The sequence below is a fragment of the Pseudomonas sp. PS01298 genome (assembly GCF_029959745.1).
Lineage (GTDB): Bacteria > Pseudomonadota > Gammaproteobacteria > Pseudomonadales > Pseudomonadaceae > Aquipseudomonas > Aquipseudomonas aylmerensis.
In genome coordinates this window covers 24,367-51,094 of sequence record NZ_JASCPP010000041.1, presented here as the reverse complement: position 1 = coordinate 51,094, position 26,728 = coordinate 24,367, and the positions used below count along the sequence as shown (strand labels likewise).

The following is a 26,728-nucleotide window of genomic DNA, read 5'->3' as shown; positions in this document are numbered from 1 at the left end:
GGCAAGCCCGCTCCCACAGTTGGACCGCGGCGCCGATCAAATGTGGGAGCGGGCTTGCCCGCGAAGGCGTCAGTAATGACGCCGCCTATTAGAAGTAATACCCAATGTTCATGTACAGCTGATTTTCCCATTGGTTACTACCCCCAGCCCCCAAGCTCTGGGTATAGCTGCTCCCACCAATATACGGATCGTTCTTGCCGATCAACCACTCCGTCGCCACCCACAACTTGCTGACCGAAAACGACGTCCCCAGAATCACCCGCTGCGAGGTCTTGAACTGATCCTCGGATTTATCGAACGCACTGTAGTTGGCATACAGCTTCACCCCACTGACCTGGTCGAACAGGTACTTGCCGCCGACGTCATAACTCAGGTCCGCCACGTACAAATTGCCCCGGCTGGCCACGTTGAAGGTGCCGTCATAACCGCCCAACGTCACCACGCTGTCGGTGCCCGGGTTGCGCGGTGACATCTGTTGGCGCGCTGCCTGCAGCTGCAGGCCCCACGGGCCGTTCTTGCCCAGGTAGTGGACGGCTACTGCGTTGCGGCGGCCGTCGTTGCCGGTGTCTTTGTTTTCCAGGGTCGAGGTCAGGCCGGACACGCCGACTTCGGACTTCCAGCCGCCCAGGTCGAGGGCCTTGGCCACGCGCAGCACCACGGTGTTGCGTTCCTGGTTGTCGCTGCCGTCGGCGACGTAGCTGTCGGCGCCGGAGATCACGCTGGAATAGGTCACGCCCTTGCTGGTGCCTTTGCCTTGCCAGGCCGGGCGCAGGTAGTAGCCGGCCTGGACGTTCCAGTCGCCGGTCTGCTGCACGTACTTGGCACCGACCTGCTGCACGTCTTCCAGGCCGATCACGTTGCCCAGGGTTTCATAAAAGGTGCTGCCGAAGTACGGCTGCAGCCCGAACGGCACGGTGTTGAGGCCGACTTGCACCTGTTGCTCGGGGTTGAACTTGTAGCCGACCCAGGCGAACTTGGCGAACTGGATATCGCCGTAGTTCTTGGTGTACTGGTAGGGGTACGAGCGCCCGTAGAACCGGTACTGCGCTTCGCCGATCCAGCTGTCGGAGTTGTACTTGGCGCTGAGGTACACGGTGTCGAGGCCGAACTTCTGGATGTCGCGGTCCGGGTCATAGTCCCAGCGTGCCCGGATGGCGCCGCCGAGGTCGAGGTTGTCGGTGACTTGCACGGCCATGGCCGGCGCCGCGAGGGCGCCGAGCACAGGGATAAGGGTGAAGTAGCGCATCGTTGGTCGCATGGTTTTACTCTCGTTTTTAGTTATTTTTGGCAACAGCAGCCCGTTGCCGCAGCGAACGCTGCGACGCGGGGAAAAGGTTTCAACTCAGTGCGCGGCGGGGCGGATCAGCCGTAGCGGCGGCCCGGCCGCCGGCAATTGCGACGCGCCGGGAGCCGCGGCGAGCAATGCCTGGGTGTAGTCGTTCTGCGGGCGCAGCAGCACCTGTTCGGCGGTGCCGTATTCGACCACCTCGCCCTGGCGCATCACCGCGATGTGGTCGCTGATCTGCGCCGCCACGCGCAGGTCGTGGGTGATGAACAGGATGCTCAGGTTCAACTGCTGCTGCAGCGTGGCGAGCAATTCCAGTACCTGCTTTTGCACCGACACATCCAGCGCCGACACACTTTCATCGGCGATCAGCACTTCCGGGCGCATCGCCAGGGCGCGCGCAATGCCGATGCGCTGGCGCTGGCCGCCGGAGAACTGCCGAGGCTTGCGCTGCAGGGCATCGCGCTTGAGGCCCACCTGCTCAAGCAGGTCGCCGGCTTCGGCCCAGGCATCCTTGGCCGACAGCCCCCGCAATTGCGCGGCGCGCGCGATGATGTCACCGACACGGTGGCGGGGATTGAGCGAGCCATACGGGTCCTGGAAAATCATCTGGATACGCCGGCGATTGGCGGCCAATGCCGCGCCGCGCAGGGCCAGGAAGTCGGTGTCGCCGACCCACACATGGCCACTGTCGCTGTCCACCAGGCGGATCGCAGCCTTGACCAGCGTGCTTTTGCCCGAGCCGGATTCGCCGACAATCGCCAGCGTCTTGCCGCGCGGCAGGTTCAGCGACACATCGCGCAGCGCCGCCACCGAGCTGCCGCCGACCGTGTAGGTCTTGGTCAGGTGCTCGATGCGCAAGGCCATTTCGCCGTCCTCGCTCGGCACATGCAGTTCGGGATGCAGTGCCGGCACCGCCGCAATCAGCTTGCGGGTGTAGGCATGAGCGGGCGCATTCAGCACCTGGTCGCGTGCGCCGATTTCCACCAGGCGGCCACCTTCCATCACCGCGATGCGGTCGGCAATCTGCGCCACCACGCCAAAGTCGTGGGTGATAAACAGGATGCCGTGCTGCCCGCGCCCACGCAGGTCGCGCACCAGCTTCAGCACTTGGGCCTGGGTGGTCACGTCGAGGGCGGTGGTGGGTTCGTCGGCGATCAGCAGGTCCGGGTTCATCGCCAGGGCCATGGCAATCACCACGCGCTGGCATTGCCCACCGGACAACTGGTGCGGGAAGCTGTTGGCGATGCGCGGCGGGTCCGGCAGTTGCGTGGACGCCAACAGCGCAAGCATGCGTTCGCGGCGCTCGGCGGCGGGCATCTGCGGCGCATGAATGTCGAAGATCTCTTCGACTTGCCTGCCGATGCGAATCGCCGGGTTGAGTGCGGCCATCGGCTCCTGGAAAATCATCGCAATGCGGTTGCCGCGCAATGCCCGCAGGCGCGCGTCGTCGAGGCGGCAGATATCCTCGCCGAGGAAGTCGATGACCCCACCGGCATGCCGCAGGCCCTTGGCGTAATCGCCCATGATCGCCGCCGACAGCACGGACTTGCCCGAGCCCGACTCGCCGATCACACAGAGGATTTCGCCCTTGCGCACGTCCAGGCTGATGCCTTGCACGGCGTGGCTGCGGTCGGCGCCCTTGGGCAGTTCGACGGACAGGTTGTCGACCCGCAATACGGTTTGCTGGCTGCTCATGCTCAACTCCTTGCGCCTTGCTGCGCGTGTTCATCCAGCCCGTCGGCGAGCAGGCTCAGGCCGAGCATCAGGGTGGAGATGGCGATGCAGGGGAAGATCACCAGGTGCGGGAAGGAAATGGCCATGGCGCGGCCGTCATTGATCATGCCGCCCCAGTCCGGGGTCGGTGGCGGCAGGCCGAGGCCGAGGAAACCGAGGGCGCCGATCATGATCGCGGTGTAGCCGATGCGCAGGCAGAAATCGACGATCAGCGGCCCGCCGCAGTTGGGCAGGATTTCCACCAGCATGATCCGCAGCGAGCCTTCGCCCTGGGTGATGGCGCTGAGCACGTAGTCGCGCGAGCGGATGTCGATGGTCAGCGCGCGCATGATGCGAAAGATCGCCGGCGCGCTGGTGAAGGTCACCGCGATCAGGATGTTCAACGCCGAAGCGCCGAGGGCGATGATGATCACGATGTACAGCACCAGCACCGGGAACGACAGCACGGTGTCGGCCACATACGACAGCACCGCGTCGACCCAGCCATTGAAGTAACCGGCGCACAGGCCCATGGCGATGCCCACGGCAAAGGCGGTGAGGGTGGCGAGGATCGACCAGAACAGCACGGTGCGCGTGCCCCAGATCAGCCGCGAGAGAATGTCGCGGCCAATCATGTCGGTGCCCAGCAGGAACCGCGCGCCGTCATCGCCGGCAGTCAGCGGGGTCAGCAGCGGCGTGAAACTTTCCAGCGGATCATGCGGCGCCAGCCACGGCGCACACACGGCGATCAGCACCCAGCCGCCGACCAGCAGCAGGCCGAGCAGCGCCAGCGGATGCTTGAAGGATTTGAGCAGGTTCATGGGCGGCCTCCGCCGAGACTGCGCAGGGTGATGCGCGGGTTGAGCCAGGTGTAGGCGAGGTCCGAGAAGATCTTGCTGATGCCCACCACCACGCCGCTGATCATCGCGCAGGCTTCGATCAGGTAGACGTCATGGTTGAGCGAAGCGGTATAGAGCAGCGAGCCGAAGCCCTTGTAGGCGAAAAATACTTCCACCACGATCACGTTCGACAGCAGCCAGGGGATGTACAGCATGATCACCGTGACCGGCGCGATCAGCACATTGCGCAGCGCGTGGCGCAGCACGATGCGTGCCGTGGAGGCACCTTTGAGGCGCGCGGTGCGGATGTACGGCGCTTGCATCACCTCGACCATCGACGCGCGGGTGATACGCGCCAGGTAGCCGATGCCGAACAGGCACAGCACCATCAGCGGCAGCACCAGTTCGACGGCGCTGAAGCCGTCACTCATGCTGCTGACACCGGGCAGCCAGTTGAGCCAGAACACAAAGATCGCCGAGACGAATACGGCGCTGGCGAAGTCCGGGATCGAGGTGGTGACGATCGACAGGAACGACACCAGCCGGTCGACCGGCGAGCCCTGGCGGATCCCCGCGAGGACGCCCAGGGTCAGCGCCACCGGCACCATCACCAGCAAGGCCAGCCCGGCCAGGGTCAGGGTTTGCCAGAGGTTGGGCAGCAGCAGCTTGAGCACCGATTCGCGAAAGTACACCGAAGTGCCCCAGTCGCCACTGACGAAATCCTTCAACCACACCAGGTAACGCCACGCGAACGGCTGGTTATAGCCGTGTTCCAGCAGCCACGCGGCGCGCTGGTCGGCGGCGGAGTAGGGGCCGAGGACGTTGATTGCCACGTCCTCGATATTCAGTTCCAGCGCCAGGAACACAATCAGCGATACCGACAGCAGGGTCGCCAGCAGCATCAGCAATTTGCGCAGTAGAAAATGAGCCATCAGGTGCACGCTCCGACGGGGGGATGGGAAGGGGTGTTGCGCCTGTCGATCAGGCGCTCAGCCAGACACTGCCCATGGGGTAGAAGTCGGAGGGGTGGACCTGGAAGCCCTGGACCTTTTTGCTCACGGCGGTGAACTTATCGCCCCAGAACGGCTGCACGATCACGCACGCGTCCTGCAGGATCTGCTCGACGTCTTGCATGGCCGCCGCGCGTTGCTTGGGGTCGATGATGCCCATGGCCTTGTCCAGGGCCGCATCAAAGGCCGGGTCGTGGTAGTGGCTTTCGTTCCAGGCGCCGCCGCCACGGTAGGCCAGCTCCAGGGACATCACCCCGAGCGGGCGGTGGGCCCAGTAGGTCAGGCTGAACGCGGCCTTGTCCCAGATCGGCCAGTACTGGGCCGCGGGCACCACCTTGAGGTTGATGCGGATGCCGGCTTCCAGGCAGTTCTGTTGCAGGATCTGCGCGCAATCCTGCTCATAGCGGCCCTGGGTGTTGCCGACGATCAGGTCGATGTCCAGGCCATTGGCAAACCCGGCCTCGACCAGCAGTTTTTTCGCCGCCGCCACGTCGCGCTCGCGCTTGGGCAACGCAAAGTACTCGGGATGAGAGGGCGCCACGTGGTGGTCTTCGCCGAGGGTGCCCATGCCGCGATAGGCGACCTTGAGCATTTGCGCGTTATCGGCGCACAGCACCACGGCCTTGCGCACCCGCACATCGGTGAACGGCTTCTGGTCGCAGGCCATGCGCATCACCACGGTCTGCGCGGATTTGCAGCTGAGCAGCTGCGCGCCCGGCAAGCGCTTGGCCAGGTCGAGTTCGGCCACGGTCACGCGGTACAGCACGTCGACCTGGCCGGCCTGCAGCGCGGCGAGGTGGGTGGACACGTCGGTGCCCATGTCGATATAGCGCAACTCGTCGAGGTTGGCCGGCTTGCCCCAATAGTCGGCGCGCTTGGCGAACGTCGCCTGCTTGTTGACCGCGAATGACACCAACTTGAATGGCCCGGTCGCCAGCGGGTTCTTGGCCCAGTCATCGCCAGCCTTGAAGCTGCGATGGACCATGGCGCAGGTGAACGCGTTGAGCATCTCCGGGATCGCCAGGATCGGCCGCTTGAGTTGCAGGCGGAACTGGTAGTCGCTGATTTTTTCGAAGGCCTTGATGTCCTGGAACGCCGTGCGGTTGACCGACTTGGAGTCGGCGGCGATCCAGCGCTGGATATTGTGCTGGACATCGTCGACGTTGAAGCTGTCGCCGTTGCTCCACTTCACGTCCTGGCGCAGGTTGAAGGTCCAGGTGGTGAGGTCGTCGGACGGGCTCCAGCTTTCGGCGAGGTACGGGTGGGTGATGTTGTCGGCGTCGACCCAGGTCAAGTATTCCAGCGCGTTGCGCAGCAGGTTCGACGCCTCGATCCAGGTGATCAGCATCGGGTCCTGGATTTCCTGGATCGCGCAGGCAAAACGCAGGCTGCCGCCTTGGCGGGCCGGCGTACCGTCGGCGGCCTGGGCATCGTTGCCGAGCAGGGCTGTGCCGATAAAGCTGCTGGCGCTGGCCACGGTGATGCCAAGGAGGGCGGCGGTGCGCAGGAATTGCCGGCGGTTGATCTCGCCGCTTTGCACTTGATTGCACAGGGCTTCGACGGCGGGGTGCGGCGCGTTACCGTCCAGGGTCGCTAAAACGTTGGAATCGGACATGGGGCTGCTCTCATGTTGTTTTTATTAGAGATGCCCGCAGTTTTGTCATCGGTGCGACGATCGACAAACGATAAATTCAGCGGTTAAACGTTCCTTAAACGCATGTTAGTCGGCGTGGCGGTGGCGGTGTGTCGAGATAGACGCGCCGCTGGCGTGGCGATCGTTACTGCGCGATACAAAAAATCATGTTGGCTAGGAAAAAACTGCTGGCTCATGGGATGCTTGGCGCCTCGTCAGTCGTCCTCGAGTGCTTCCCATGAAACGCAAAATGCCCGGGCTCAATGCCCTCAAGGCTTTCGAAGTGGCCGGCAGTACCGGCAGTTTTACCCGGGCTGCCGAGCTGCTGAACGTGACCCAGAGCGCGGTCAGCCGCCAGGTCCGGCAGTTGGAAGAGCAGCTGGGCGAGAACTTGTTGGAGCGTCGTCACCATCACCTCGAACTGACCAGCGCCGGGCGCGTGTTGCTGCGCGCGCTGCACCAGTCGTTCGACAAGATCGAGTTGACGGTGCGCAGCATCCAGCAGAAAACCCATTCCAACCGATTGCACGTCAACGCGCCGCCGACCTTCACCAGCCGCTGGCTGATGCCCCGTCTGGGCCGCCTGCGCGAGGCCCATCCGGAGCTGGAACTGAGCATCACCACCTGTTTGCAGGACAGCCTGGCGCAGACCAGCACGCTGGATTGCGCGATTCGGTTTGGCAACGGCGAATGGGATGGCCTCGACAGTTCGTTGCTGATACAGGAGCGGCATATCGCCGTGTGCGCGCCGTCGCTGTATGCCCGTGAGTGCAGCGACGAGGGCGTGGACCTCAACCGCATGACCTTGTTGCATGTGCTGGCCAGCGAAGACCAGCGCTATCTGACCTGGAAACACTGGCTGGACGCGGCGCGCATCCACGGTGTGGATACCCAGGGCGGGTATGAATTCGACCTGCTGGACCTGGCCATTCGCGCGGCCACCGATGGGTTGGGGATCACCATTGCCGACTGGCATATGGTCGCGGCGGAGTTGGCATCGGGGCAGTTGACCCAGGTGTTGAACGTGCATGTGGAGGGGCATCAGTCCTATTGGCTGGTGACGCGGCCGGAGCAGACGGATTTGCCGCAGTTGCAGGTGTTCAGCCAGTGGTTGCAGGAAGAGATCTGGTTGGCGCAGCGGCAGTTGGAGCCGTCTACGGCGGCGAACTGACGGATTTTCTGTAGGCGCGGGCTTGTCGGCGATCGCACCGACGCGGCAGGCCTGCTACACCCGTGTGTCCGCAGCGCCGGCAAGCCAGCGCCTGCTGGGACATCTCACAAGCTGATCTTGATCTGCGCGCACAACCCGCCTTCCGGGCGGTTGCTCAAGGTCAGCGAACCGCCAATGGCCACGACCAGTTGCTGGGCAATCGCCAGCCCCAGCCCGGTGCCGCCGGTGCCACGGTTGCGTGAGCTTTCCACGCGGTAGAACGGTTGCATGACCTGCACCAGTTCGTCTTCGGCGATGCCGGGGCCGTCGTCCAACACCTTGATCGACAGCTCGCCCTCGGTCGTCGAACCGACTTCCAGCTGTGCGGCGCCGGCAAATTTGAGGGCGTTGTCCACCAGGTTGACCAGCACTCGCCGCAGCGCATGGGGGCGGGTGTCGAGCACCACCGCACTTTTGCCGCTGAGGCTTACCTGCTTGTGCATGTCCTGGTAGTCGAACACCAGGCTGTCGAGGAAGGCGTCGAGGTGGATGCGGTGGCTGGCTTCGGTGGCGCCGTGCACGCTGCGGGCATAGGCGACGCCTTCGCGCACCAGGTGCTCCATTTCGCTGAGATCACCCCAGAGTTTGTCGCGATCAGCCGAATTCTCCATGAACTCGGCGCGCAGTTTCATGCGCGTGATCGGGGTTTGCAGGTCGTGGGAAATCGCCGCCAGGATCTGCATGCGTTCCTTGAGGTATTCGGCGATACGTTGCTGCATGGCGTTGAACGCGGCAGCCGCGTGGGCCACTTCGGTCGGGCCGTGTTCATCCAGCGGCGTCGGATGGGCGTTGGGGTCGAGGGTCTCCACGGCGCGAGCCAGGCGGGTCAGCGGGCGAATGGCGAGGCGCACGGCGAACCAGGTGCAGCCCAGCAGCAGCGCGAGTTGCAGCACCAGCACCACCGGCAGCCAGTAGGCCACGGGTAGGGCGGCGGGGCGTACGTCGAGGGTGATCGGGTTGCCGTCGGCCAGGGTCAGGTGCGCCTGGAAGTGCTTCTGCAGGCCAGGGATCGTGCGAAAGGTCAGGGCGTACTGTTCGCCCAGGGCTTCGGCGATCGAGGTGGCGGCCATCGGGATGTCATCGTTGCGCATCGGCTCGCCGGGCTCGCCGGCGTTGAGCAGGTAGCGGTAGTTCTGCCGGTCGATGCGCGGCAGCCAGGCCGCACGTTCGTTGGCGGGCAGGCGGTCGAGGATCGCCACCGAGGTCGACACGTCGTTTTCCAGGTTGCCGAGCATGGCAGTCCGCGCGCTGATATAGCGCTCGTAGAACTGCGCACTGAAGGACAGGCCATGGGCACACACCAGGCTGATCAGGAAGATCAGCGACAACTGCGACGCCAGGGTGCGTGGCCAGCCGAGTTTGAAGGTCATTGATCGGCCCCGAGGATTTCCACCGCCAGGGAAAACACATAACCCTCGCTGCGCACGGTCTTGATATAGGCCGGCTCGCGCGCATCATCCAGCAGGCGCTGGCGCAGGCGGCTCACCAACAGGTCGATGGAGCGGTCGAACAGGTCGGCATCGCGGCCCTGGGTCAGGTTGAGCAACTGGTCGCGGTTGAGCACTCGCTGGGGGTGGTCGAGGAACACCCGCAGCAGGCGGTATTCGGCGCCGCTCAGCGCCACCAGGGTGTCGTCTTCATCGAGCAGGTGGCGCGCGGTGGTGTCCAGGCGCCAACGGCCAAACCGGATCAGGCGCCCGGTTTCGCTGACCAAAAGGTTCGGCGGCAGCATCCGCGTGCGCCGCAACACTGCGTTGATGCGTGCAAGCAACTCGCGGGCGGCGAAGGGTTTGACCAGGTAATCGTCAGCGCCCATTTCCAGGCCGATGATGCGGTCGGTTTCATCGTTGCGCGCGGTGAGCATCAGCACCGGCGTGGCCTTGTGCTTGCCCACTCGCAGCTCACGGCACAGCTGCAGGCCGTCGTCGCCAGGCATCATGATGTCCAGCACGATCAGGTCGACGGGGGTGGTGTCGAGGAAGCTGCGCATCTGGCGGCCGTCGGCGACCACGGTGGTGCGCATGCCGTTTTTTTTCAGGTAATTGCCCACCAGTTCGCGGATCTCGCGGTCGTCATCGACGATCAGGATGTGATCGACATGGTCCATGCTGTCTTCCTCGTTAAATACTCATGGGCGGCAGTCTAGCCAGTGTCGGCGCGCTTGCCTTGTGCCCTTTGTATTGCAGTGTATCTGGCGATAAGGAGATACACGACGAAGCAAAAAGCCAGCGCGGAAGGTGGGTCGACCTGCCTAAGCTAATTCTAAAAAGATATTTATTGCGGGTTTTTAAGATCGTTTAGCTTGGACGCTTCTCAAGGATTCTGTTCAAGGAGCGAGCCGCCGATGTCCCACGTGCAGTCCATCACCACGTTGCCCTTGCTCGACCTGTCGCAGCTCGATGGCAGCCCGCAGCAACGCCAGCAGTTCCTCGACGAGTTGCGCCTGGCGGCGCGGCATATCGGGTTTTTCTACCTCACCGGCCACGGGATCGACCCAGCGTTGCTGGCCGAAGTGCAGCAGCAGGCGCGCGCGTTCTTTGCCTTGCCCGAGGCCGACAAGCTGGCGGTGGGCATGCTCAATTCGCCGCACTTTCGCGGCTATAACCGCGCGGCCTCGGAGATCACTCGTGGGCAGCCGGACCTGCGCGAGCAATTTGACGTCGGCGCCGAGCGCGAGCCACTTGATGCGGGCCACCATCCGGCGGCCTGGGCGCGCCTGCAAGGCCCTAATCAATGGCCGGTAGCCTTGCCGCAACTCAAGCCGCTGGTGCTCGGCTGGCAGCAGGCGATGACGCAGATGGCGCTGCGCCTGTTGCGTGCCTTTGCCCAGGCGTTGTCGTTGCCGGAAAACGCCTTTGACCCGCTGTACGGCGACAAGCCCAACGAGCATATCAAGCTGATCCGCTACCCCGGTCGTCACGCCCAGCAAAGCCGCCAGGGGGTGGGGGCGCACAAGGACTCCGGCTTCCTGAGCTTTTTGCTGCAGGACCAGCCCGGCTTGCAGGTGGAAGTCGAGGAGGGCCGCTGGATCGATGCGTCGCCGCGCCCCGACACACTGGTGGTGAACATCGGCGAGTTGCTGGAACTGGCCAGCAATGGCTACCTGCGCGCCACCGTGCACCGGGTGGTATCGCCGTCGCTGGGCAGCGAGCGCCTGTCGCTGGCGTTCTTCCTCGGTGCGCAACTCGACGCGGTGGTGCCGGTGTTCCCACTGGCGCCAGAGCTGCTGCGCGACGCCCATGGCCCGACCAGCGATCCGCGCAATCCGTTGCTGCGCGAGGTCGGCTGGAATTACCTCAAGGGCCGCCTGCGCTCGCACCCCGATGTCGCCCAACGTTTCTACGCCGACGCCACGCTTCCCCACGCACTGTCCGCCTGATCAGGAGATCACTATGTTGAAGAAATCTGCACTTACCCTGGCGGCGTTGTTGGCCTCTTTCAGCGTGTCGGCCGCCGACGCCTTGCGCGTGGCTGCCGACCCGATTCCCCACGCGCAAATCCTTGAATACGTGCAAAAGCTCGACCCGGGCCTGAAGCTGAAAATCATCGAGATCCCCAGCGGCGTGAACTCCAACGAGTTGCTCGCGCATGGCGATGTCGACGCCAATTACTTCCAGCACCTGCCGTACCTCAATTCCCAGGAGCAGGCGCTCGGCCAGAAGTTTGCGGTGGCGGCCACCGTGCATATCGAGCCGCTGGGCATCTACTCCCATCGCCACACCAGCCTCGCCCAGGTGCCGGACAAAGGCACCGTGGCCGTGCCGAACAACGTCACCAACCTCAGCCGCGCGTTGTACCTGCTGCAAGCCAACGGCCTGATCAAACTCAAACCGGGCTTCAACGACGCCTCCAAGGACCAGGCCACGCCCAAGGACATCGCCGAGAACCCCAGGCACTTGAAGATCCTCGAAGTCGAGTCGCCGCAGATCCCGCGGGCCCTGGATGACGTGGACCTGGCGGTGATCAATGGCAACTTCGCCCTGGAAGCCGGATTGCAGCCGGCCAAGGATGCGCTGGGGCTGGAAAAGGCCGAAGGCAATCCGTATGCGAATATCCTCGTGACCACGCCGAAATTGCTCGAAGACCCGCGCATCAAGCAGCTGGCCAACGACCTGCGCTCACCGGCGGTGGCCAAGTTCATCAGCGAGAAATACGCGGGTTCCGTGATCCCGGTGGCGGCCGAATGATCGTCGTCGAGGCGGTCAGCAAAACCTACGCCGATGGCCAGCCACCGGCGCTGGATAACGTGTCGTTGCAGATTGCCGATGGTTCGATCTTTGGCATCGTCGGGCGCAGCGGCGCGGGCAAAAGCACCTTGCTGCGCTGCCTCAACCTGCTTGAGCGGCCGACCTCCGGACGCATCCTCATGGACGGCCAGGACCTCACGCAACTGAGCGACAAGCGTTTGCGCCAGCAGCGCCAGCGCATCGGCATGATCTTCCAGGGTTTCAACCTGCTGCATTCGCGCAACGTGGCGGATAACGTCGCGGTGCCGTTGGAAATCGCCAATATGCCCAAGCCTGAACGTGCCGTGCGAGTCGCCGAGTTGCTGGCATTGGTGGGCTTGAGCGACAAGGCCCAGGCCTTTCCCTCGCAGCTGTCGGGCGGGCAGAAACAGCGCGTCGGCATCGCCCGTGCATTGGCGGCGCGTCCGGCGTATCTGTTGTCGGATGAGGCCACCAGCGCCCTTGACCCGGAAACCACGGCGTCGATCCTCGAATTGTTGCGCGACATCAACCGGCAACTGGGGGTGACCATCGTGCTGATCACCCACGAGCTGGAGGTGGTCAAGGCGATCTGCGACAGCGCCGTGTCCCTGGCCGATGGGCGCGTGGTGGAAAGCGGCAGCCTGGTGCAATTGCAGGCCGACCCATCCTCGCGCCTGGGCCGTTCGCTCGCCCCCAGCCTGCAAGTGGTGAGGGCCGTATGAAAACCGACTGGCAGGACATCCTGCAATTGCTCCTCAACGCCACCGGCGAAACCCTGTACATGGTGCTGCTCGCGGGGTGGTTCACCCTGCTGATCGGCCTGCCGCTGGGCGTGCTGCTGTTTATCAGCCGGCGTGGCGGGCTGCTGCCGTTGCCACGGGTCAATCGTGTGCTCGGCGGGGTGATCAACCTGGGGCGCTCGTTGCCGTTCGTGGTGATGTTGATTGCGCTGATTCCGCTGACCCGCCTGATCGTCGGCACCACCCTGGGCAGCACGGCGGCGGTGGTGCCGATCACCATCGGCGCGTTTCCGTTTTTTGCGCGGATTGTCGAGACCGCGCTGGATGAAGTGGACAAGGGCCGCATCGAAGCCATCGTGGCCATGGGCGGCGATATCCGGCATGTGATTCTCAAGGTGCTGTTGCCCGAAGCGCTACCGGCGCTGGTGGCCGGGGTGACCTTGACGCTGGTGATGTTGATCGGCTTTTCGTCGATGGCCGGGGTGATCGGTGGCGGCGGGCTGGGCGACCTGGCGATCCGCTACGGTTACCAGCGTTTCAACAACCAGATCATGGTGGTCACGGTGATTGTGCTGGTGGTGCTGGTGCAGGGCGTGCAAAGCCTGGGTGATCGGTGTGTACGCTCATTGGCGCACCGTCGCTGAGGGGGATGCGCGGCTATCGCAGGCCAGCCAGCGTCTAGGGCTTATGGTTATTTGCTAATGAATTTTAAGTATTTTCGGTTATAACGAGGAGTCAGTACAGTCACGCTTCATCTTCCATCCTTGCCGCCGGGAAATTGTTCATGAGCCGTCCCCACGGGCACCCCACGCCGATCCTGACCTTGCCCCAGGGCGAAAAGGATCCGCTGTCGATTCGCGCCAAGGCCCTGGTGTTTTCCGACCCGCGCTCACTGCAATTGCTCGACTACCTCAAGCGTGTCGGGCCCAGCGAAGCGCCGGTGTTGATCAATGGCGAGACCGGTACCGGCAAGGAGTTGGTGGCGCGCTACATCCACAGTGCCAGCGGGCGCACCGGTGCGTTTGTGCCGGTGAACTGCGGCGCGATCAGCGAGAACCTTGCCGAGAGTGAGTTTTTCGGTCACGAAGCCGGTTCGTTTTCCGGGGCGTCCGGGCGGCGCATCGGCTGGTTTGAAGAGGCGGATGGCGGCACGCTGTTTCTCGATGAGATCGGCGACCTGCCACTGCCTTTGCAAGTGAAGTTGCTGCGGGTGTTGCAGGAACAGGAGGTGGTGCGCGTCGGTTCGCGCAAGCCGATCAAGATCAATATCCGCCTGGTCACTGCGACCAACATCGACCTTGAGCAAGCCGTGGAAGCGGGCAATTTCCGCCTCGACCTGTTCTACCGCATCAACGTTGCCCAGGTGCAGGTGCTGCCGCTGCGCGAACGGCCGCTGGATATCCTGCCGTTGGTGGAGCACTTTCGCCGGCTGTACAGCGCCAAGTTGAAAATCGCCGAGCCGATGCTCTCCGAGTCCGCCACCCAGGCACTGCTCGATTACCCGTGGCCGGGCAATATCCGCGAGCTGGAAAATGTCGTGCACCTGGCACTGCTGGTGGCTGGCGACAAACCGATCATGCCCAACCACCTGAAGTTTTCCGCCGGGCTCAGTGCCCTGCATTCGAGTGCCAACAGCAGCGCGCCGCGCATCCCCCAGGAGGTGATGCGCGAGCAACTGCTGCGCCTGTTCGAGGTGCCGGGGGATACCTTGCTGCACGACATCGAAGACTTGATCGTGCGCGAGGCGTTTGCGTTCTGTGGCTTCAACCAACTGCGAACTGCCGACTTGCTGGGGATTACCCGCAATGCGATGCGCACGCTGCTGGTCAATCACGGCATGCTCAAGGGGCGCGCGAAGCCCTGAGCAACTGTTCGAACAGCTGCTGCACCCGTGGCTCGTCACTGTGGGCCACATTGAAACGCATCGAATCACGGTGCGCCGGGTCGTAGCCGAACAAGGTGCCCGGTGCCAACACCATGCCTTGCTTCAGCGCGGCCTGGGCCAATTGCTCGCCGTCGACTCCGGCGGGTAGCCGCGCCCAGATGAACATCCCGCCTTCAAACCCCATTGGCAGCTCGCAACCGCAGCGCTTGAGCCATTGCTCGACGCGCCCACCGGCTTCCATCAAACGCTGGACCATGCGCTTGCGGTGCTTGCCGTAGCTGCCTTCGCTGAGCATGCGGTAGACGATCTGCTCGAACAGCTCTGAAGTCACGCCGCCGCTCATCAATTTCATATTGGTCAGGTTGGCCGCCAGTTGCGGCGCGGCCACCACGTAGCTGACGCGGGCGTTGGCACTGAGAATCTTGGAAAATCCCGACAGGTAGGTGACCTGCTCCAGGCCGGCGAGGGTGGCCAGGCGTGGCGGCGGATTGGGGTGCAGATCGCCGTAGAGGTCATCCTCGACGATATGGCAGTGGTACTGCTGGGTCAGTTGCAGCAGGCGAAACGCCTGGCTGGGGCTGAACGAATGGCCGGTGGGGTTGTGCAGCACGCTGGTGGTCAAGTACAGGCTGGGACGGTGTTCGGCCAGCAGGTGTTCGAGGGCGGTGAAGTCGAAACCGTCGGGGCGACGTTCGAGGGTCACCACCTTGACCCCATGCAAGGCCAGGTTGGCGTGGAAATTGAAGTAGCAGGGTGCGTCCAGCAGCACCGTGTCGCCGGGACGCGCGAGCAGGCGCATGAGCATGTCCAGGCCTTGCACGGTATTGGGCGTGGTGATGATCTGTTCCACCGGCACCGACAGGCCTTCTGTGTGCAGCTTCTGTTGCAGGGCCTGGCGCAACGGTAGCAGCCCGGCCGGCGTGCCCAGCCCGGCGATGCGCAACGAGGGCGCACGCACGGTGCTGCGCATGGCTTGGCGAATCGGCTCGGCGTCCAGCCATTCCTCCGGCAAGTGGCCGCCGCCGGGGCGCAGATCGCCGCCGGCGGTGGCCAGCGGGCGGCGCAACACGCTGAGCAGGTCCTGGGGCAGTAGTTCGACCCAGGCTGCCGAGGCCGGGCGCACGCGGTCTATCGCCACGAAAAAGCCACGGCCCTGGCTGGAGGTGAGCAGGTTGCGCCCGCGCAGGCGGTCCAGCGCCTCATTGAGGGTGAACTTGCTGACGCCCAGCACCTGGGTCAGTTCACGCACCGACGGCAACTTGCTGCCGGGCGCCCATTCACCGTGCTCGATGGCCTGGCTGAACGCCTCGACGATCTGCTGCACCTTGGGCACGCCCGGTACAAAGGCAATGGCGGATACCAACATGAACCTTCCTTGTGTTTGCTGGTGATTTCACCGGTAAAGTCAGGGCGGATTAGGCCTTACTTTACCTGCCTTGTACACGGCTGCTTGCCTAGACTGCAGGTCTTCTTACCCAAGGTCCACGCCATGACCAGCGCATTGACGCTTTCTTCGTTTCTCTACTTCCTGCTGTTTTGCGCCACCATGACCTTCAGCCCTGGCCCCATGACGTTGCTGCTGTTGAGCCTGGGCCTGAAGGCCGGCCTGCGCAGTTCACTCCCGGCGCAGCTCGGCGCCAGTGTGTCTTACCTGATTTCGATCCTGGTCTTCGCCGTGGGCTTCTCGGAATTGATCAAGGGCAACCAGGCCGTCACCCAAGGAATCCAGCTGGTCGGCGTGGCCTACATCCTTTACCTGGCCTACCGGCAGTGGACCAGCGGCGGCGTGTCGATAGACCGGGTGGGCGCCGTGGACGGCGCGCGCGGCCTGTTCGGCAAGGGTTTGCTCACCGGGTTTTCCAACCCCAAGACCCTCATCATGTTCAGTGCCGTGTTCCCACAATTCGCCGGGGCAGGGGAGCACAGCTCGATGACGGACATCGCCATCCTCGGGCTGACGTTTCTGCTGCTGCAATTTGCCAGCGGCTGCCTGTATTGCTACTTCGGTCAACGCATCAAGCACGTGCTGGAAAATCCCCGGCGCCGAGTGCTGTTGCAGCGGGTCACGGCAGTATTGCTGCTGGGGGTGGCGCTGATGCTGGCGCGCGGCTTTGCACACTGACGGTGACAGCCTTATGAGCGGTAGTGGCGATCTGCCCGTGCCCTGATAGACTCCAGGCATTCCTTCAGGATCTCACCCCACCATGTCAGCTGCAGAAGGAAACGGACTTCCGCTCGCTTCACGGCTGTACAAATCCCGTACCCTGGGGCTGACGCTCGGTTTCGTCTGCGTGGTGTTCGGCATGTATCCGCTGAACCCACCTGCATGGCTGTGGGCCTGGATGCTGATCAACGCGTTCGCGTGGCCGCACCTGGCCTTTCAACTCTCGTTGCGCAGCGCCCAAACGCTGCGCAGTGAGCGCCGCAACCTGTTGTTCGATTCCTTCTGTGGCGGGTTCTGGGTCGGCGCCATGCACTTCAATCCACTGCCCAGCGTGACCACGCTGTCGATGATGACCATGAACAACGTGGCCATCGGCGGCCCGCGTTTCATGCTGGCGGGCTGGGTGGCGCAGGCACTGGGTATTGGCAGCTCGATGCTGATCCTGACCCCGGCGTTTATTGCGGTGACCACCGAGACCCAGCTTTACGCGTGCCTGCCGATCCTGATGCTGTACCCGCTGGCCCTCGGTTGGATCTGCTATCGCCAGGCGGTGACGCTGGCCCGCCACAAGCGCGAGCTGCTGGCGTTGAGCCGCACCGACAGTCTGTCCGGCCTGCTCAATCACGGCGCCTGGAAAGACCACCTGGAAATCGAATTCCAACGCTGCCGCCGCGAGCAACAGGGCGCCGCGATTGCGTTGATCGACATTGATCATTTCAAAGTCATCAACGACACCTACGGGCATGTCACCGGCGATATCGTCCTGCGCCAACTCAGCAAGGTGCTGCGCCAGAACCTGCGCGCCACTGACCTGGCCGGGCGCTATGGCGGGGACGAATTCTGCGTGATCCTGCCGGACATGCCGCTCAACCGCGCTACCGAAGTCATGGACGCCTTGCGTGATCGCTTCAATGCGCTGGCCTACGCCCAGGACCCGACCCTGCGCGTCAGCCTGAGCATCGGCCTGGCGCCGTATCATTCGGCCCACGCCGATTCCACCAGTTGGCTGAACGACGCCGACCAGGCGTTGTACGAGGCCAAGAGCAGTGGGCGTAACCGCGTCAGTTCCGTACAAGGGAGTTGGTTGCGATCGATCTAGTGGGGTAGGGTGTGGCGGCACCTCCCAATAAAAAACAAGGATCGGTCCATGCTCTTCAACTTTCCACGTACCCTCCTGGCCGCCACCCTGGCCTTATCCTTCGCGATGCCGGCCTACAGTGCCGAACCTCACAAACAGATCCAGGCAGACGCCGAACAGTACAAGGCCGAGGCCCTGAAACTGCTGGAGCGCCTGGTGAACATCGACTCGGGCTCCGGCTATGAGCCGGGCTTGACCCAAGTGCGCGACATCGCCGTTGATGAACTCAAGCAACTGGGCTTTACGATTGAGCTGGTGCCGGACAAGGCCGCCAATAACAGCCATGTGATCGCCACCCTCAAGGGCACCGGCAAGGCCAGGATCCTGCTGATGGCGCACATGGACACCGTGTTCAAGGAAGGCTCGGCCGCCGAGCGCCCGTTCCATATCAAGGACGGCCGCGCCTATGGCCCGGGCGTGATGGATGACAAGGGCGGCATCGTCGCCGGCATCTATGCGCTCAAAGTCCTGAAAAACCAGGGCTTCAAGGACTACGCGCAAATCACCTTCCTGCTCGATGCCAGCGAAGAAACCGGTTCCGACGCCGCCTCGGACCTGATCCGCAAAACCGCCAAGGCCCACGACGTGACCCTCAACCTCGAACCCGGCCGCCCGGCGGATGGCCTGGTGGTATGGCGCAAAGGCAGCGCCACCGCCGTGGTCGAAGTCAAGGGTAAGGCCGCCCACGCCGGCGTCGCTCCGGAACTGGGGCGCAACGCCGCCATGGAAGCCGCGCACCAGATCCTGCAACTGGGCAAGCTGGGTGACGAAGAGAAGAAAACCACCATCAACTTCACCGTGCTCAAGGCCGGCGACCGCGTCAACGTCATCCCCGACCAGGCCACGGCCAAGGCGGATGTACGCGCGGCGCTGCCGGAAGAGTTTGATCGGATCGAAAAAGACCTCGCGCGAGTGTCGGCGAACAAGCTGATCCCCGACACCGAAGTGAAGACCAGCCTGTTGCGGGGCCTGCCGCCGATGCCGCAGACGCCGGAGTCGGACAAACTGGTCGCGATTGCCCAGGGCATCTATGGGGAATTGGGCAAGAAGCTAACAATCGAAGGCAGTGGCGGCGCGGCGGACGCGAGTCTTTCCGCCGGCGTGGGCACCCCGACACTGGATGGGTTTGGGATCGTCGGCGGGAATATCCACACACCGGAGGAATACGCGGAAGTGGAAAGCGTGGCGCCGCGTATTTATCTGCTGAGCCGGATGATTATGGAGCTGTCGAAGCGCTGATTTTCCGCTGAGCGACTCTCTTTTGTGGTGAGCAGGCTTGCCCTGCGTGGGGCTGCGCAGCAGCCCCAGAATCGACAAATACTGATTTACCTGAAAGTACCCACTGCCTGCACTGGGGCCGCTTCGCGGCCCAACGTGAGCACGCGCGCTCGCGGTGATCAGATTTAAACGCTTCACTACTTTTCGAGTAAGTAGTTGTCGAACTTATGAATCACATGGTTCAGCCATAGTGGTCCGGATGCCCATTGACTGGGGTAGTAATAGTAGCAATATTGCTCGTGCAGCAAGTTGTCTTGAAAGTCTGACTCATTTTTGTAAGAGGCAATTAGATCCAGGATTTCACGCCTTACCGCAGAGATAACTTCTTTCGATGAGTCTAGTAAAAAGGTGTCAATGACTTCGTCGGCTGAGGCATGATCCTCTGGCCAGTCTTGGTTAAAATAGGCGCCAAAGAATTGCTGAAGTTCAGTTAGTTGGTTATTCATTTTTCTATGGGATATCCAGTCAGTAATAGGTAGCCGTCTGGCATTTCAGGTTTTCGAATCAAAACTAACATAAACTTATAGACAGGAATCGACTCTGTTGTGCCTCTTATAACGCTTAGCCCCACTGTTTGGGTGGAGTGTTCTCTAATAATATGTTTGTTTTTTGTTCCTGCAAGAAATTTGGAAATCTCCTTCTGACGAGAGACCAAACTTATAGACACAATAGCATCCGCTTCCTCTAGTGTTCTGAATGTCGATGCCGCTGGTATGTGCGGCTCCGTATTAAGCCTTTCAACTAATTGCGCATCGGTCTGTTCTACGTGTTTCCTGATCAGGTGCCCGCCAGAATTTTCATGCTTATGTAAGACTCCTTCGGATACCTCTTTCTTTTGATTGGGATCAACGTTTTTACCAGGACACGCACCACTCTTACAACTTAGTCCCAGCGGATCTACCCACCCCGTTGGATTGGGCGCGTACTGGTAACCGTTAATCCCACCCGCCAGCTTCACCGGGTCCTGCGTCAGATAGCGACCAACATCCGGATTGTAGTAGCGATGGCGGTTGTAGTGCAGCCCGCTTTCCTAGTCAAAGTACCGGCCTTGGAAACGCAGCGAATTGTCGACTTTTCCGACGTCTAGGCGGCTGATTTCTCCATAGGCACGGTAATGCGCGGACCAGACGATTTCGCCGTCGGGGGCGGTCAGTTCCTGTGGGGTGCCCAGGTGGTCGAGTTGGTAGTGATAGGCCTTGGTTTCTTTTGGGCCGAAACCTTCCAGCAGTGCCAGTGGACGGAAACTGTCGGGTTCGTAGAGATAGCTGCGATGACGATCCGCGTGATGCTCGGCAATCAGCTTATCGCCTTGCCAGAAAAACTCCGTGGTTGTCCCATCAACGGTTTTGCTGATCCGCCGCCCAAACGGGTCGTAGCGATAGCTCGCGGTGTGGCCGTTGGGTTGGGTGATTCCGATGAGGCGGTGCTGGCAGTCGTAGCGGTATTCAGTGATCAGCGCGTGCGCACGGCCACGTCGTTCGCGGATCAGGTTGCCGAAGGCGTCATAGTCGTAATGGCGGTTGCCCTGGATCATCAGCCGGTTGCCCGCCGGATCGTGGCCGAAGCGTTCTTGCACGTCTTGCACGTCTTGCGAGTGGTCGGCGCGGGTCAGGCGGGCGAGGGGGGGCGTAGTGGTAGTGGTGTTCGCCTTTGCGGGTGTCGAGCAGGCGGGTGAGGTTGCCGGATTTGTCGTAGTCGTACTGGCGTTGGTAAAGGGTGTGCTGCTGTTGACTGACGGCATGGGCGTGCAGGCGCTGATGGTCGTCGTAGTCACGGCCGACCTTGAATACCTGCTCGACATCCAGCGCCGAAGAGCTGAGAAAGCTTTGCGCCAAGGTTTCGTAGGAATTGAGGCAGCGCCTGAAGTCGCTGAGCACGGCTTCGACGTCACGCGTCTTGGCATCCATGGCCGTCAGCAGCAAGAGGCCGATGGTTTGGCTGGTGGCATTGATCAAGGCGCACCCACCAAAACGGCGGGGCTATCGAAAAAAAACATCTGCAATCCCTCGCACTGTGTGATCAGGCGAGGGACTTTGCAGCGGTTTTTAAGTGATATCTGTAGTGCTTATCCGGCAGTCAGGTGGGATGTTTCAGCGGCAGTTGTCTTCTCCCGGCCCAGCACCAAGCTGCAGAGTGCCGGCAGGAACAACAGCGTCAACACCGTGCCTACCAGCACCCCACCAATCAGCACATACGCCAGGGACGACCAGAACACCGACAGCGTCAGTGGAATGAACGCCAGTGCCGCCGCCAGTGCCGTCAATATCACGGGTCGCGCACGGCGGACGGTGGCTTCGATGATCGCCTCGCGAATCGGCATGCCGTGGTCCTGGTTCTGACGAATCTGGTCGGTAAAGATCAGCGTGTTGCGCATCAGGATCCCGCCGATCCCGATCAGCCCCAGGATCGCGTTAAACCCGAACGGCTGGTTGAACAGCAGCAAGGTCGGCACCGCGCCGATCAAGCCCAGAGGGGCAGTGGCGAAGACCATGAACATCACGCCAAACGAGCGCACCTGGAACATGATCACCGTGAGGGTCAGCAGGATCATGATCGGGAACAGCGCCGCGAGCGCGACGTTGGCCTTGGCGCTTTCTTCTACCGGGCCACCGATGTCGATCTGGTAACCGGCAGGCAGCTGCGCGATCAGCGGCTGCAGGTCTTTGTACACGGCCATTTCCACGTCGGGCGGTTGCACGCCGTCGATGATGTCGGCGCGTACTTCCACGGTGGTCGCGCGGTTGCGGCGCTTGAGGATCGGTTCTTCCATCAATGCCTGGAAGTGCCCGACCTGGGCCAGCGGCACCGAAGTGCCCGCGCTGTTGGTCAGGGTCATGTTGTTGAGATTGCCGAGGTTCTCACGCTGGTTGCCCTGGGCGCGGGCGACCACCGACACCGTGCGGTTGCCTTCGCGCACCTCGGTGATCGGGTTGCCGCTGAGCAAGGCGTTGAGCTGGGATTTGACCTCGTTCGGCGTGAAGCCGAGCAGGCGCAGGCGGTCCTGATCGAGGACTAGGCGATAGCCGCTGGTACGCTCGCCCCAATCGAGGAACGCGTCCTTGGTCAGCTTATTCGCGGAGACGACCTTGCGTACCTGCTCAGACACCCCGCGCAGTACATCCAGGTCCGGGCCGCTGACGCGAAACACCACCGGGAACGGCACCGGCGGACCGAACAGCAGTTGCGTCACGCGCACCCGTGCCGCTGGAAACTCACCTGCGGCAATCCGCTCGCGCATGCGCAATTTCAGTGCGTCGCGGGCGTGGGAGTCCGGGGTCTGCACGATCAGTTTGGCAAACGCCGGGTCCGGCAGTTCGGGGTTCAGCGAGAGGAAAAAGCGTGGCGCGCCGCCGCCCACGTAGGTGTCCACCAGGTGGGTCTGCGGCTCTTGCAGCAGCGCTTTTTCCAGCTGCGCGGCCACCGCCTCGGTGCTCTTGAAGGCACTGCCGGGCGGCATGTACACCTCAAGAATCAACTCGGACCGATCAGAGTTGGGGAAGAACTGCTTCTTCACCACGCCCATGCCCAGCACGCACAACACAAACGCCGCGACCACCAGTCCCGTCACCAGCCAGCGCCGCTGCACGCAGGTTTGCACCAGGGTGCGCAGTTTCTGGTAGTAACGCCCGGCATAAATCGCGTCGTGGCCGCCGGGTACCGGCTTGATCTGCGGCAGCAACTTCACCCCCAGGTACGGCGTGAACACCACCGCCACCAGCCACGACGAAATCAGCGCGAAGCCGACGATCCAGAAAATATTGCCGGCATATTCCCCGGCGCCGGAACGCGCGAAGCCCACGGGCAGGAAGCCGATGATGGTCACCAGCGTGCCAGTCAGCATCGGCGCGGCTGTCGAGCTCCAGGCGAAGGTGGCCGCGTGGATGCGGTCGAAGCCTTCCTCGAGTTTCACCACCATCATCTCGATGGCGATGATCGCGTCGTCCACCAGCAACCCGAGGGAAATGATCAGCGCGCCGAGGGTAATGCGGTCGAACTCGCGCCCGGTGAGCAGCATGATCACAAACACCACCGACAAGGTCAGGGGCACCGCAGCGGCCACCACCAGGCCGACGCGAAAGCCCAGCGCCAACAGGCTGATCACCATGACCACCGCCAGGGCGACGAAGAATTTCAGCATGAATTCGTTCACCGCCAGGCTGATGTTTTTTGCCTGGTCGGAGACTTTGGCGAAGTTCACGCCGAGCGGCAGGTCCGCCTGGATTCTGGCTTCCTCGGCCTTGAGGCTCTTGTCCAATTCCAGGCCATTCCAGTGTTTCTCCATGATCACGCCGAGCATCAGCGCCGGGTCGCCCTGGTGGCGGATGCGGTAACTGGGCGGGTCCTCATAGCCGCGGCTGACGGTGGCCACGTCGGCGATGCGCAGCACGTGGCCGTTGACTTCCAGGGGCACGTTTTCGATCAGCGCCAGGCTGTCGAACGCGCCGTCGATACGGATATAGGCACGCGCACCGGCGGTTTCCACAAAGCCCGACGGTGCCACGGCATTTTGCGCGGCGAGGGCGGCGAAGATCTGGTCCGGCTTGATGCCCAGGGTCGCCAGGCGTTCGTAGGAAAACTCGACAAAGATCCGCTGGGCCTGCTCGCCGAGGATATTGACCTTCTTCACGCCCGGCAGGTTGAGCAGGCCCTGGCGCAGGTCTTCGGCCATCTGCACCTGTTGCCGATGGGGCAGGTGCTCGGCTTCCAGGGCGTACAGGGCAAAGTACACATCGGAATATTCATCGTTGAAAAACGGCCCGATCACGCCCTTGGGCAGTTTCGCCGCTTCATCGCTGAGCTTTTTGCGCGTCTGGTAGAACAGGTCCTGGATTTCGCTGGGGCGGGTGGCCTCCTTGTAGGTCATGCGCATCGACACAAAACCCGGCTGGGCGATGGTCTCGACGCGGTCGTAGTAGTCAAGTTCCTGCAGGCGTTTTTCCAGGCGGTCAGCGACTTGCTCCTGCATTTCCTGGGCCGTGGCGCCGGGCCAGGCGGCGGTGATGGTCATGACCTTGACGGTAAACGACGGGTCTTCGGCGCGCCCCAGTTTGCCGAACGAGAAGATCCCGGCGGCGAGGATCGCAATGATCAGAAACAGCGTGACCGCGCGGTGCTTGACCGCCAGTTCGGAGAGGTTGATCCCGCGCATGCTCAGTGGTCCTGTTTGCGGTTGAGGGCCAATACCTGGGCGGGCAGCAGGCGCACGGCGTCGCCGCTGTGCAGCAGGTGCGCGCCGAGGGCGACGATGGTTTGGCCGGGGGCCACGCCGCTGTCGAGCAGGGCATCCTCCTGGCCGAGGCTGGCGACTTTCACCGGGGCGAAGCTGACCTTGTCATCAGCGCCGATCAGCCACACGCCAGTGCCTTGCCCTGCATCTTGCAGTGCGCCGATCGGCACGCGGGTTTGCTGGGCCTGGCCGTCGCCTTGCAGGCGCACGGTGATGGTCGAGCCGAGGGCAAAGCGGTCGACAGCGCCGTGCAGCACATAGCGGGCACGGTAGGTACGGGTCACGGGGTCGGCGCTGGCCGAGAGTTCGCGCAAGGTCGCGGTCACCGCCTGGTCGGGGGCGCCGAACGGGAAGGCCAGGGCTTTCTGCGAGGCCAGGTCGCGCTGGTTTTCCGGGAGATTGACGATGGCTTCGCGCGCGCCGTCATGGGCCAGGCGCGCGACGATTTGCCCTTCGGCGACCACTTGGCCGCGATCCACCCGCACGTCGGTGATGATGCCGTCCCCGTCAGCCTTGAGCACGGAGTAGGTGCGGCGGTTTTCAATCTGGCTGGCATCGGATTGCGCCGCGGCCAATTCGGCTTCGGCGACACGCAGGTTGGTGGCCGACTGGTCGAAGATCTGCCGCGACACCGCGCCGGTATTGGCCAGGCGCTGGTAGCGGTTTTCATCATCGCGGCGCTGGCGCAGTTGCGCCTGGGCGGCATTCACGCGGTTTTTGGCCGAGCGCAGGGCCAGCTCGAAGTCGCCGATGTCCAGCACCAGCAGGGTATCGCCACGGGACACGTGCTGGCCGGGGTCGACCTTGCGCTCGATGACCTTGCCGCTGACGCGGAAACCCAGGTCACTCTCGGTACGCGCCGCGACCACGCCGGTGTAGGCGTTCTGTTGCGTACCGGCAGCCTCGACCTTGGCGGCGAGAACCGGGCGCGGTGGGGGCACCTCGGCGGCGGTGTCGGCTTTGCTGTTGCAGCCGCTGATGACGATCATCAGGGCCAGGGGCGTGAGAAGACGCAGGGGGAGAGGGTGCATGGCGGGCTCCGGGGAAAACCTGTGGGGAAAAAATTATGGACATAATTTTTTACTCATATTATGGTCGAAATATAAATTAATCCAGCCCCCGGATATTCCCCATGGCAAACGCCCCGGCACCCTCGCGAAGCCTGCTGTTTTTACTGGTGGCCCTGACGGCCCTGGGTGAAGTCTCGACCCAATTGATCATCCCCGGCCTGGGTGTGATCGAGCAGGCATTGGTCGCACCGCCGGGTTCGGCATTGATGGCGCTGTCGGCGTTTGTCGCCGCATTCGGCCTGGGCCAACTGGTGTTCGGGCCGCTGTCGGACCGCATCGGCCGCCGTCCTGTGCTGATCGGCGGGCTGGTGCTGTATGTGCTGGCAACCTTGTCGATGCTGCTGGTCAGCGACATCCAGCAATTTATCGCGGCCCGCGTGGTGCAGGGCCTTGGCGCCTGCGCTGCACTGGTATTGGCGCGCACGGTGGTGCGTGACGTGTGGAAGGCCGAAGCGGGGCCGGCCCTGGCGCTGACCATGATCGGCATGCTCTACGCCATTGTGGTGGCGCCGATGGTCGGCGGCCTGCTGATCAAACTGCTGGGCTGGCACGCACCGATCCTGCTGGCGCTGGTGATTGGCAGCGTGGTGTTGCTGCTGGCCCTGGTGTTTTTTCGCGAAAGCAACCACTACCTCGACCCCAAGGCCGGCCATTGGCGCACCCTCGGCGGGCAGTACCTGGATTTGCTCAAGGGCCGCCAGTACCGCGCGTTCGCCGTGGCCCTGGCGTGCACCTATGGCGCCATGTTTGCGGTGATCGCCGGGTCGTCAGCGGTGTTTATCAACCTGCTCGGCTTCAGCAGCCTGGAGTACGGCATCAATTTCGGCCTGATCGTGTCGATGCTGATCGTCGGCTCCACTTATACGCGGCGAAACATCCTGCGCCTGGGACCGCAGCGGATTGTAGCGATGGGCGTGACGCTGGTGGCCATCGGCGGTATCGCGGCCATGGGCATTTATGCGGCGTTCGGCCTGTCTGTGCTGGGGCTGGATATTCCGATTGCCCTGGTGACCCTCGGCGGTGGCCTGGTACTGCCCGGTGCGGTCACCGGCGGGGTGATGCCCAACGCGCACCGCGCCGGCTTGGCCGCGGGGCTGATGGGCTTTGCGCAGATGTTCGGCGCGACCGGCAGCGGCCTTTTGCTGAGCCACTGGCGCGACGGCAGTGCCACGCCGATGATCATCATCCAGGCGTGTTTTGCGTTGACGGCATTTGTGGCTTTCCACTTGCTGCGCCAACGTCCGGCCAAGGGATTGTCCTATATATAGGACGTTCAGGGCCGCTTTTGCCGGCTAGTACTCAACACTTTGTGGACTTATGGTGTA

The 26,728-nt window shown here is 62.8% G+C and carries 21 protein-coding genes and 1 pseudogene; 10 read left to right on the top strand and 12 right to left on the bottom strand.

Going from position 1 to position 26,728, the window contains the following annotated elements:
* Positions 1–88: 88 nt before the first annotated feature.
* The 5 genes from QMX97_RS16200 to QMX97_RS16180 form a co-directional block, all read right to left on the bottom strand.
* The gene (locus tag QMX97_RS16200; RefSeq protein WP_282397248.1) at positions 89–1,258 is read right to left on the bottom strand and encodes a hypothetical protein; all 1,170 of its coding nucleotides are present in this window, start codon (positions 1,256–1,258) and stop codon (positions 89–91) included.
* Positions 1,259–1,342: 84 nt separating this feature from the next.
* Positions 1,343–2,983 (bottom strand): ABC transporter ATP-binding protein, encoded by a 1,641-nt coding sequence (locus QMX97_RS16195; protein WP_282397247.1) that lies wholly within the window; start codon positions 2,981–2,983, stop codon positions 1,343–1,345.
* Positions 2,984–2,985: 2 nt separating this feature from the next.
* Positions 2,986–3,822, bottom strand: a complete 837-nt coding sequence (locus QMX97_RS16190; RefSeq protein ID WP_213554549.1) for an ABC transporter permease — start codon at positions 3,820–3,822, stop codon at positions 2,986–2,988.
* Positions 3,819–4,772, bottom strand: a complete 954-nt coding sequence (locus tag QMX97_RS16185) for an ABC transporter permease (RefSeq protein WP_201144220.1) — start codon at positions 4,770–4,772, stop codon at positions 3,819–3,821. The genes QMX97_RS16190 and QMX97_RS16185 overlap by 4 nt, the downstream gene beginning before the upstream one ends.
* 49 nt (positions 4,773–4,821) lie before the next feature.
* Positions 4,822–6,465, bottom strand: coding sequence for an ABC transporter substrate-binding protein (locus tag QMX97_RS16180; RefSeq protein WP_282397246.1), 1,644 nt, complete (start codon positions 6,463–6,465; stop codon positions 4,822–4,824).
* 256 nt (positions 6,466–6,721) lie between these two features.
* On the opposite strand from QMX97_RS16180, the gene QMX97_RS16175 reads away from it, so the two are divergent.
* Complete coding sequence (locus QMX97_RS16175; protein ID WP_065906715.1) at positions 6,722–7,654, top strand: LysR substrate-binding domain-containing protein; 933 nt, start codon at positions 6,722–6,724, stop codon at positions 7,652–7,654.
* Between the two features lie 104 nt (positions 7,655–7,758).
* Here the strand turns inward: QMX97_RS16175 and QMX97_RS16170 are convergent, their stop codons facing one another.
* Both QMX97_RS16170 and QMX97_RS16165 read right to left on the bottom strand, forming a co-directional pair.
* Positions 7,759–9,063 (bottom strand): ATP-binding protein, encoded by a 1,305-nt coding sequence (locus QMX97_RS16170; protein WP_065906717.1) that lies wholly within the window; start codon positions 9,061–9,063, stop codon positions 7,759–7,761.
* Positions 9,060–9,800, bottom strand: a complete 741-nt coding sequence (locus tag QMX97_RS16165; protein ID WP_282397245.1) for a response regulator — start codon at positions 9,798–9,800, stop codon at positions 9,060–9,062. The genes QMX97_RS16170 and QMX97_RS16165 overlap by 4 nt, the downstream gene beginning before the upstream one ends.
* Before the next feature lie 237 nt (positions 9,801–10,037).
* On the opposite strand from QMX97_RS16165, the gene QMX97_RS16160 reads away from it, so the two are divergent.
* The 5 genes from QMX97_RS16160 (at position 10,038) to QMX97_RS16140 (ending at position 14,505) form a co-directional block, all read left to right on the top strand.
* The gene (locus QMX97_RS16160) at positions 10,038–11,072 is read left to right on the top strand and encodes an isopenicillin N synthase family oxygenase (RefSeq protein WP_282397244.1); all 1,035 of its coding nucleotides are present in this window, start codon (positions 10,038–10,040) and stop codon (positions 11,070–11,072) included.
* A gap of 13 nt (positions 11,073–11,085) precedes the next feature.
* Positions 11,086–11,880: a MetQ/NlpA family ABC transporter substrate-binding protein gene (locus QMX97_RS16155; protein WP_282397243.1), complete on the top strand. Its 795-nt coding sequence runs from the start codon at positions 11,086–11,088 to the stop codon at positions 11,878–11,880.
* Positions 11,877–12,623, top strand: a complete 747-nt coding sequence (locus tag QMX97_RS16150; RefSeq protein ID WP_201144223.1) for an ATP-binding cassette domain-containing protein — start codon at positions 11,877–11,879, stop codon at positions 12,621–12,623. Before QMX97_RS16155 ends, QMX97_RS16150 begins: the two co-directional genes overlap by 4 nt.
* Complete coding sequence (locus tag QMX97_RS16145) at positions 12,620–13,285, top strand: methionine ABC transporter permease (protein ID WP_106804093.1); 666 nt, start codon at positions 12,620–12,622, stop codon at positions 13,283–13,285. The genes QMX97_RS16150 and QMX97_RS16145 overlap by 4 nt, the downstream gene beginning before the upstream one ends.
* 140 nt (positions 13,286–13,425) lie before the next feature.
* Positions 13,426–14,505 (top strand): sigma-54 dependent transcriptional regulator, encoded by a 1,080-nt coding sequence (locus QMX97_RS16140; RefSeq protein WP_106804092.1) that lies wholly within the window; start codon positions 13,426–13,428, stop codon positions 14,503–14,505.
* On the opposite strand, the gene QMX97_RS16135 is transcribed toward QMX97_RS16140, so the two are convergent.
* Positions 14,483–15,892: a PLP-dependent aminotransferase family protein gene (locus tag QMX97_RS16135; protein ID WP_282397242.1), complete on the bottom strand. Its 1,410-nt coding sequence runs from the start codon at positions 15,890–15,892 to the stop codon at positions 14,483–14,485. The genes QMX97_RS16140 and QMX97_RS16135 overlap by 23 nt on opposite strands.
* A 123-nt stretch (positions 15,893–16,015) precedes the next feature.
* On the opposite strand from QMX97_RS16135, the gene QMX97_RS16130 reads away from it, so the two are divergent.
* From QMX97_RS16130 to QMX97_RS16120, 3 genes are all read left to right on the top strand, one after another.
* Complete coding sequence (locus tag QMX97_RS16130) at positions 16,016–16,648, top strand: LysE family translocator (RefSeq protein ID WP_282397241.1); 633 nt, start codon at positions 16,016–16,018, stop codon at positions 16,646–16,648.
* A gap of 82 nt (positions 16,649–16,730) precedes the next feature.
* Positions 16,731–17,789 carry a diguanylate cyclase gene (locus tag QMX97_RS16125; protein WP_282397240.1) on the top strand — a complete coding sequence of 353 codons (1,059 nt, stop codon included), beginning with the start codon at positions 16,731–16,733 and terminating at the stop codon, positions 17,787–17,789.
* A gap of 48 nt (positions 17,790–17,837) precedes the next feature.
* Entirely contained in the window at positions 17,838–19,067 is a 1,230-nt protein-coding gene (locus tag QMX97_RS16120; RefSeq protein ID WP_106804088.1) for a M20/M25/M40 family metallo-hydrolase, read from the top strand.
* A 176-nt stretch (positions 19,068–19,243) separates the two neighbouring features.
* On the opposite strand, the gene QMX97_RS16115 is transcribed toward QMX97_RS16120, so the two are convergent.
* From QMX97_RS16115 to QMX97_RS16100, 4 genes and pseudogenes are all read right to left on the bottom strand, one after another.
* On the bottom strand, positions 19,244–19,552 hold the full coding sequence (locus QMX97_RS16115; RefSeq protein WP_065906731.1) for a contact-dependent growth inhibition system immunity protein: 309 nt from the start codon (positions 19,550–19,552) through the stop codon (positions 19,244–19,246).
* Positions 19,549–20,875, bottom strand: a pseudogene (locus QMX97_RS16110) (RHS repeat-associated core domain-containing protein); the annotation flags it as partial. The pseudogene QMX97_RS16110 and the gene QMX97_RS16115, both read right to left, overlap by 4 nt.
* Before the next feature lie 296 nt (positions 20,876–21,171).
* Positions 21,172–24,255: an efflux RND transporter permease subunit gene (locus QMX97_RS16105; RefSeq protein ID WP_282397239.1), complete on the bottom strand. Its 3,084-nt coding sequence runs from the start codon at positions 24,253–24,255 to the stop codon at positions 21,172–21,174.
* 2 nt (positions 24,256–24,257) lie between these two features.
* The gene (locus QMX97_RS16100) at positions 24,258–25,364 is read right to left on the bottom strand and encodes an efflux RND transporter periplasmic adaptor subunit (protein WP_282397238.1); all 1,107 of its coding nucleotides are present in this window, start codon (positions 25,362–25,364) and stop codon (positions 24,258–24,260) included.
* A gap of 101 nt (positions 25,365–25,465) precedes the next feature.
* On the opposite strand from QMX97_RS16100, the gene QMX97_RS16095 reads away from it, so the two are divergent.
* A complete protein-coding gene (locus QMX97_RS16095; protein ID WP_282397237.1) occupies positions 25,466–26,671 on the top strand; it encodes a multidrug effflux MFS transporter in 1,206 nt (401 codons plus the stop codon).
* The last annotated feature ends 57 nt before the right edge of the window (positions 26,672–26,728 follow it).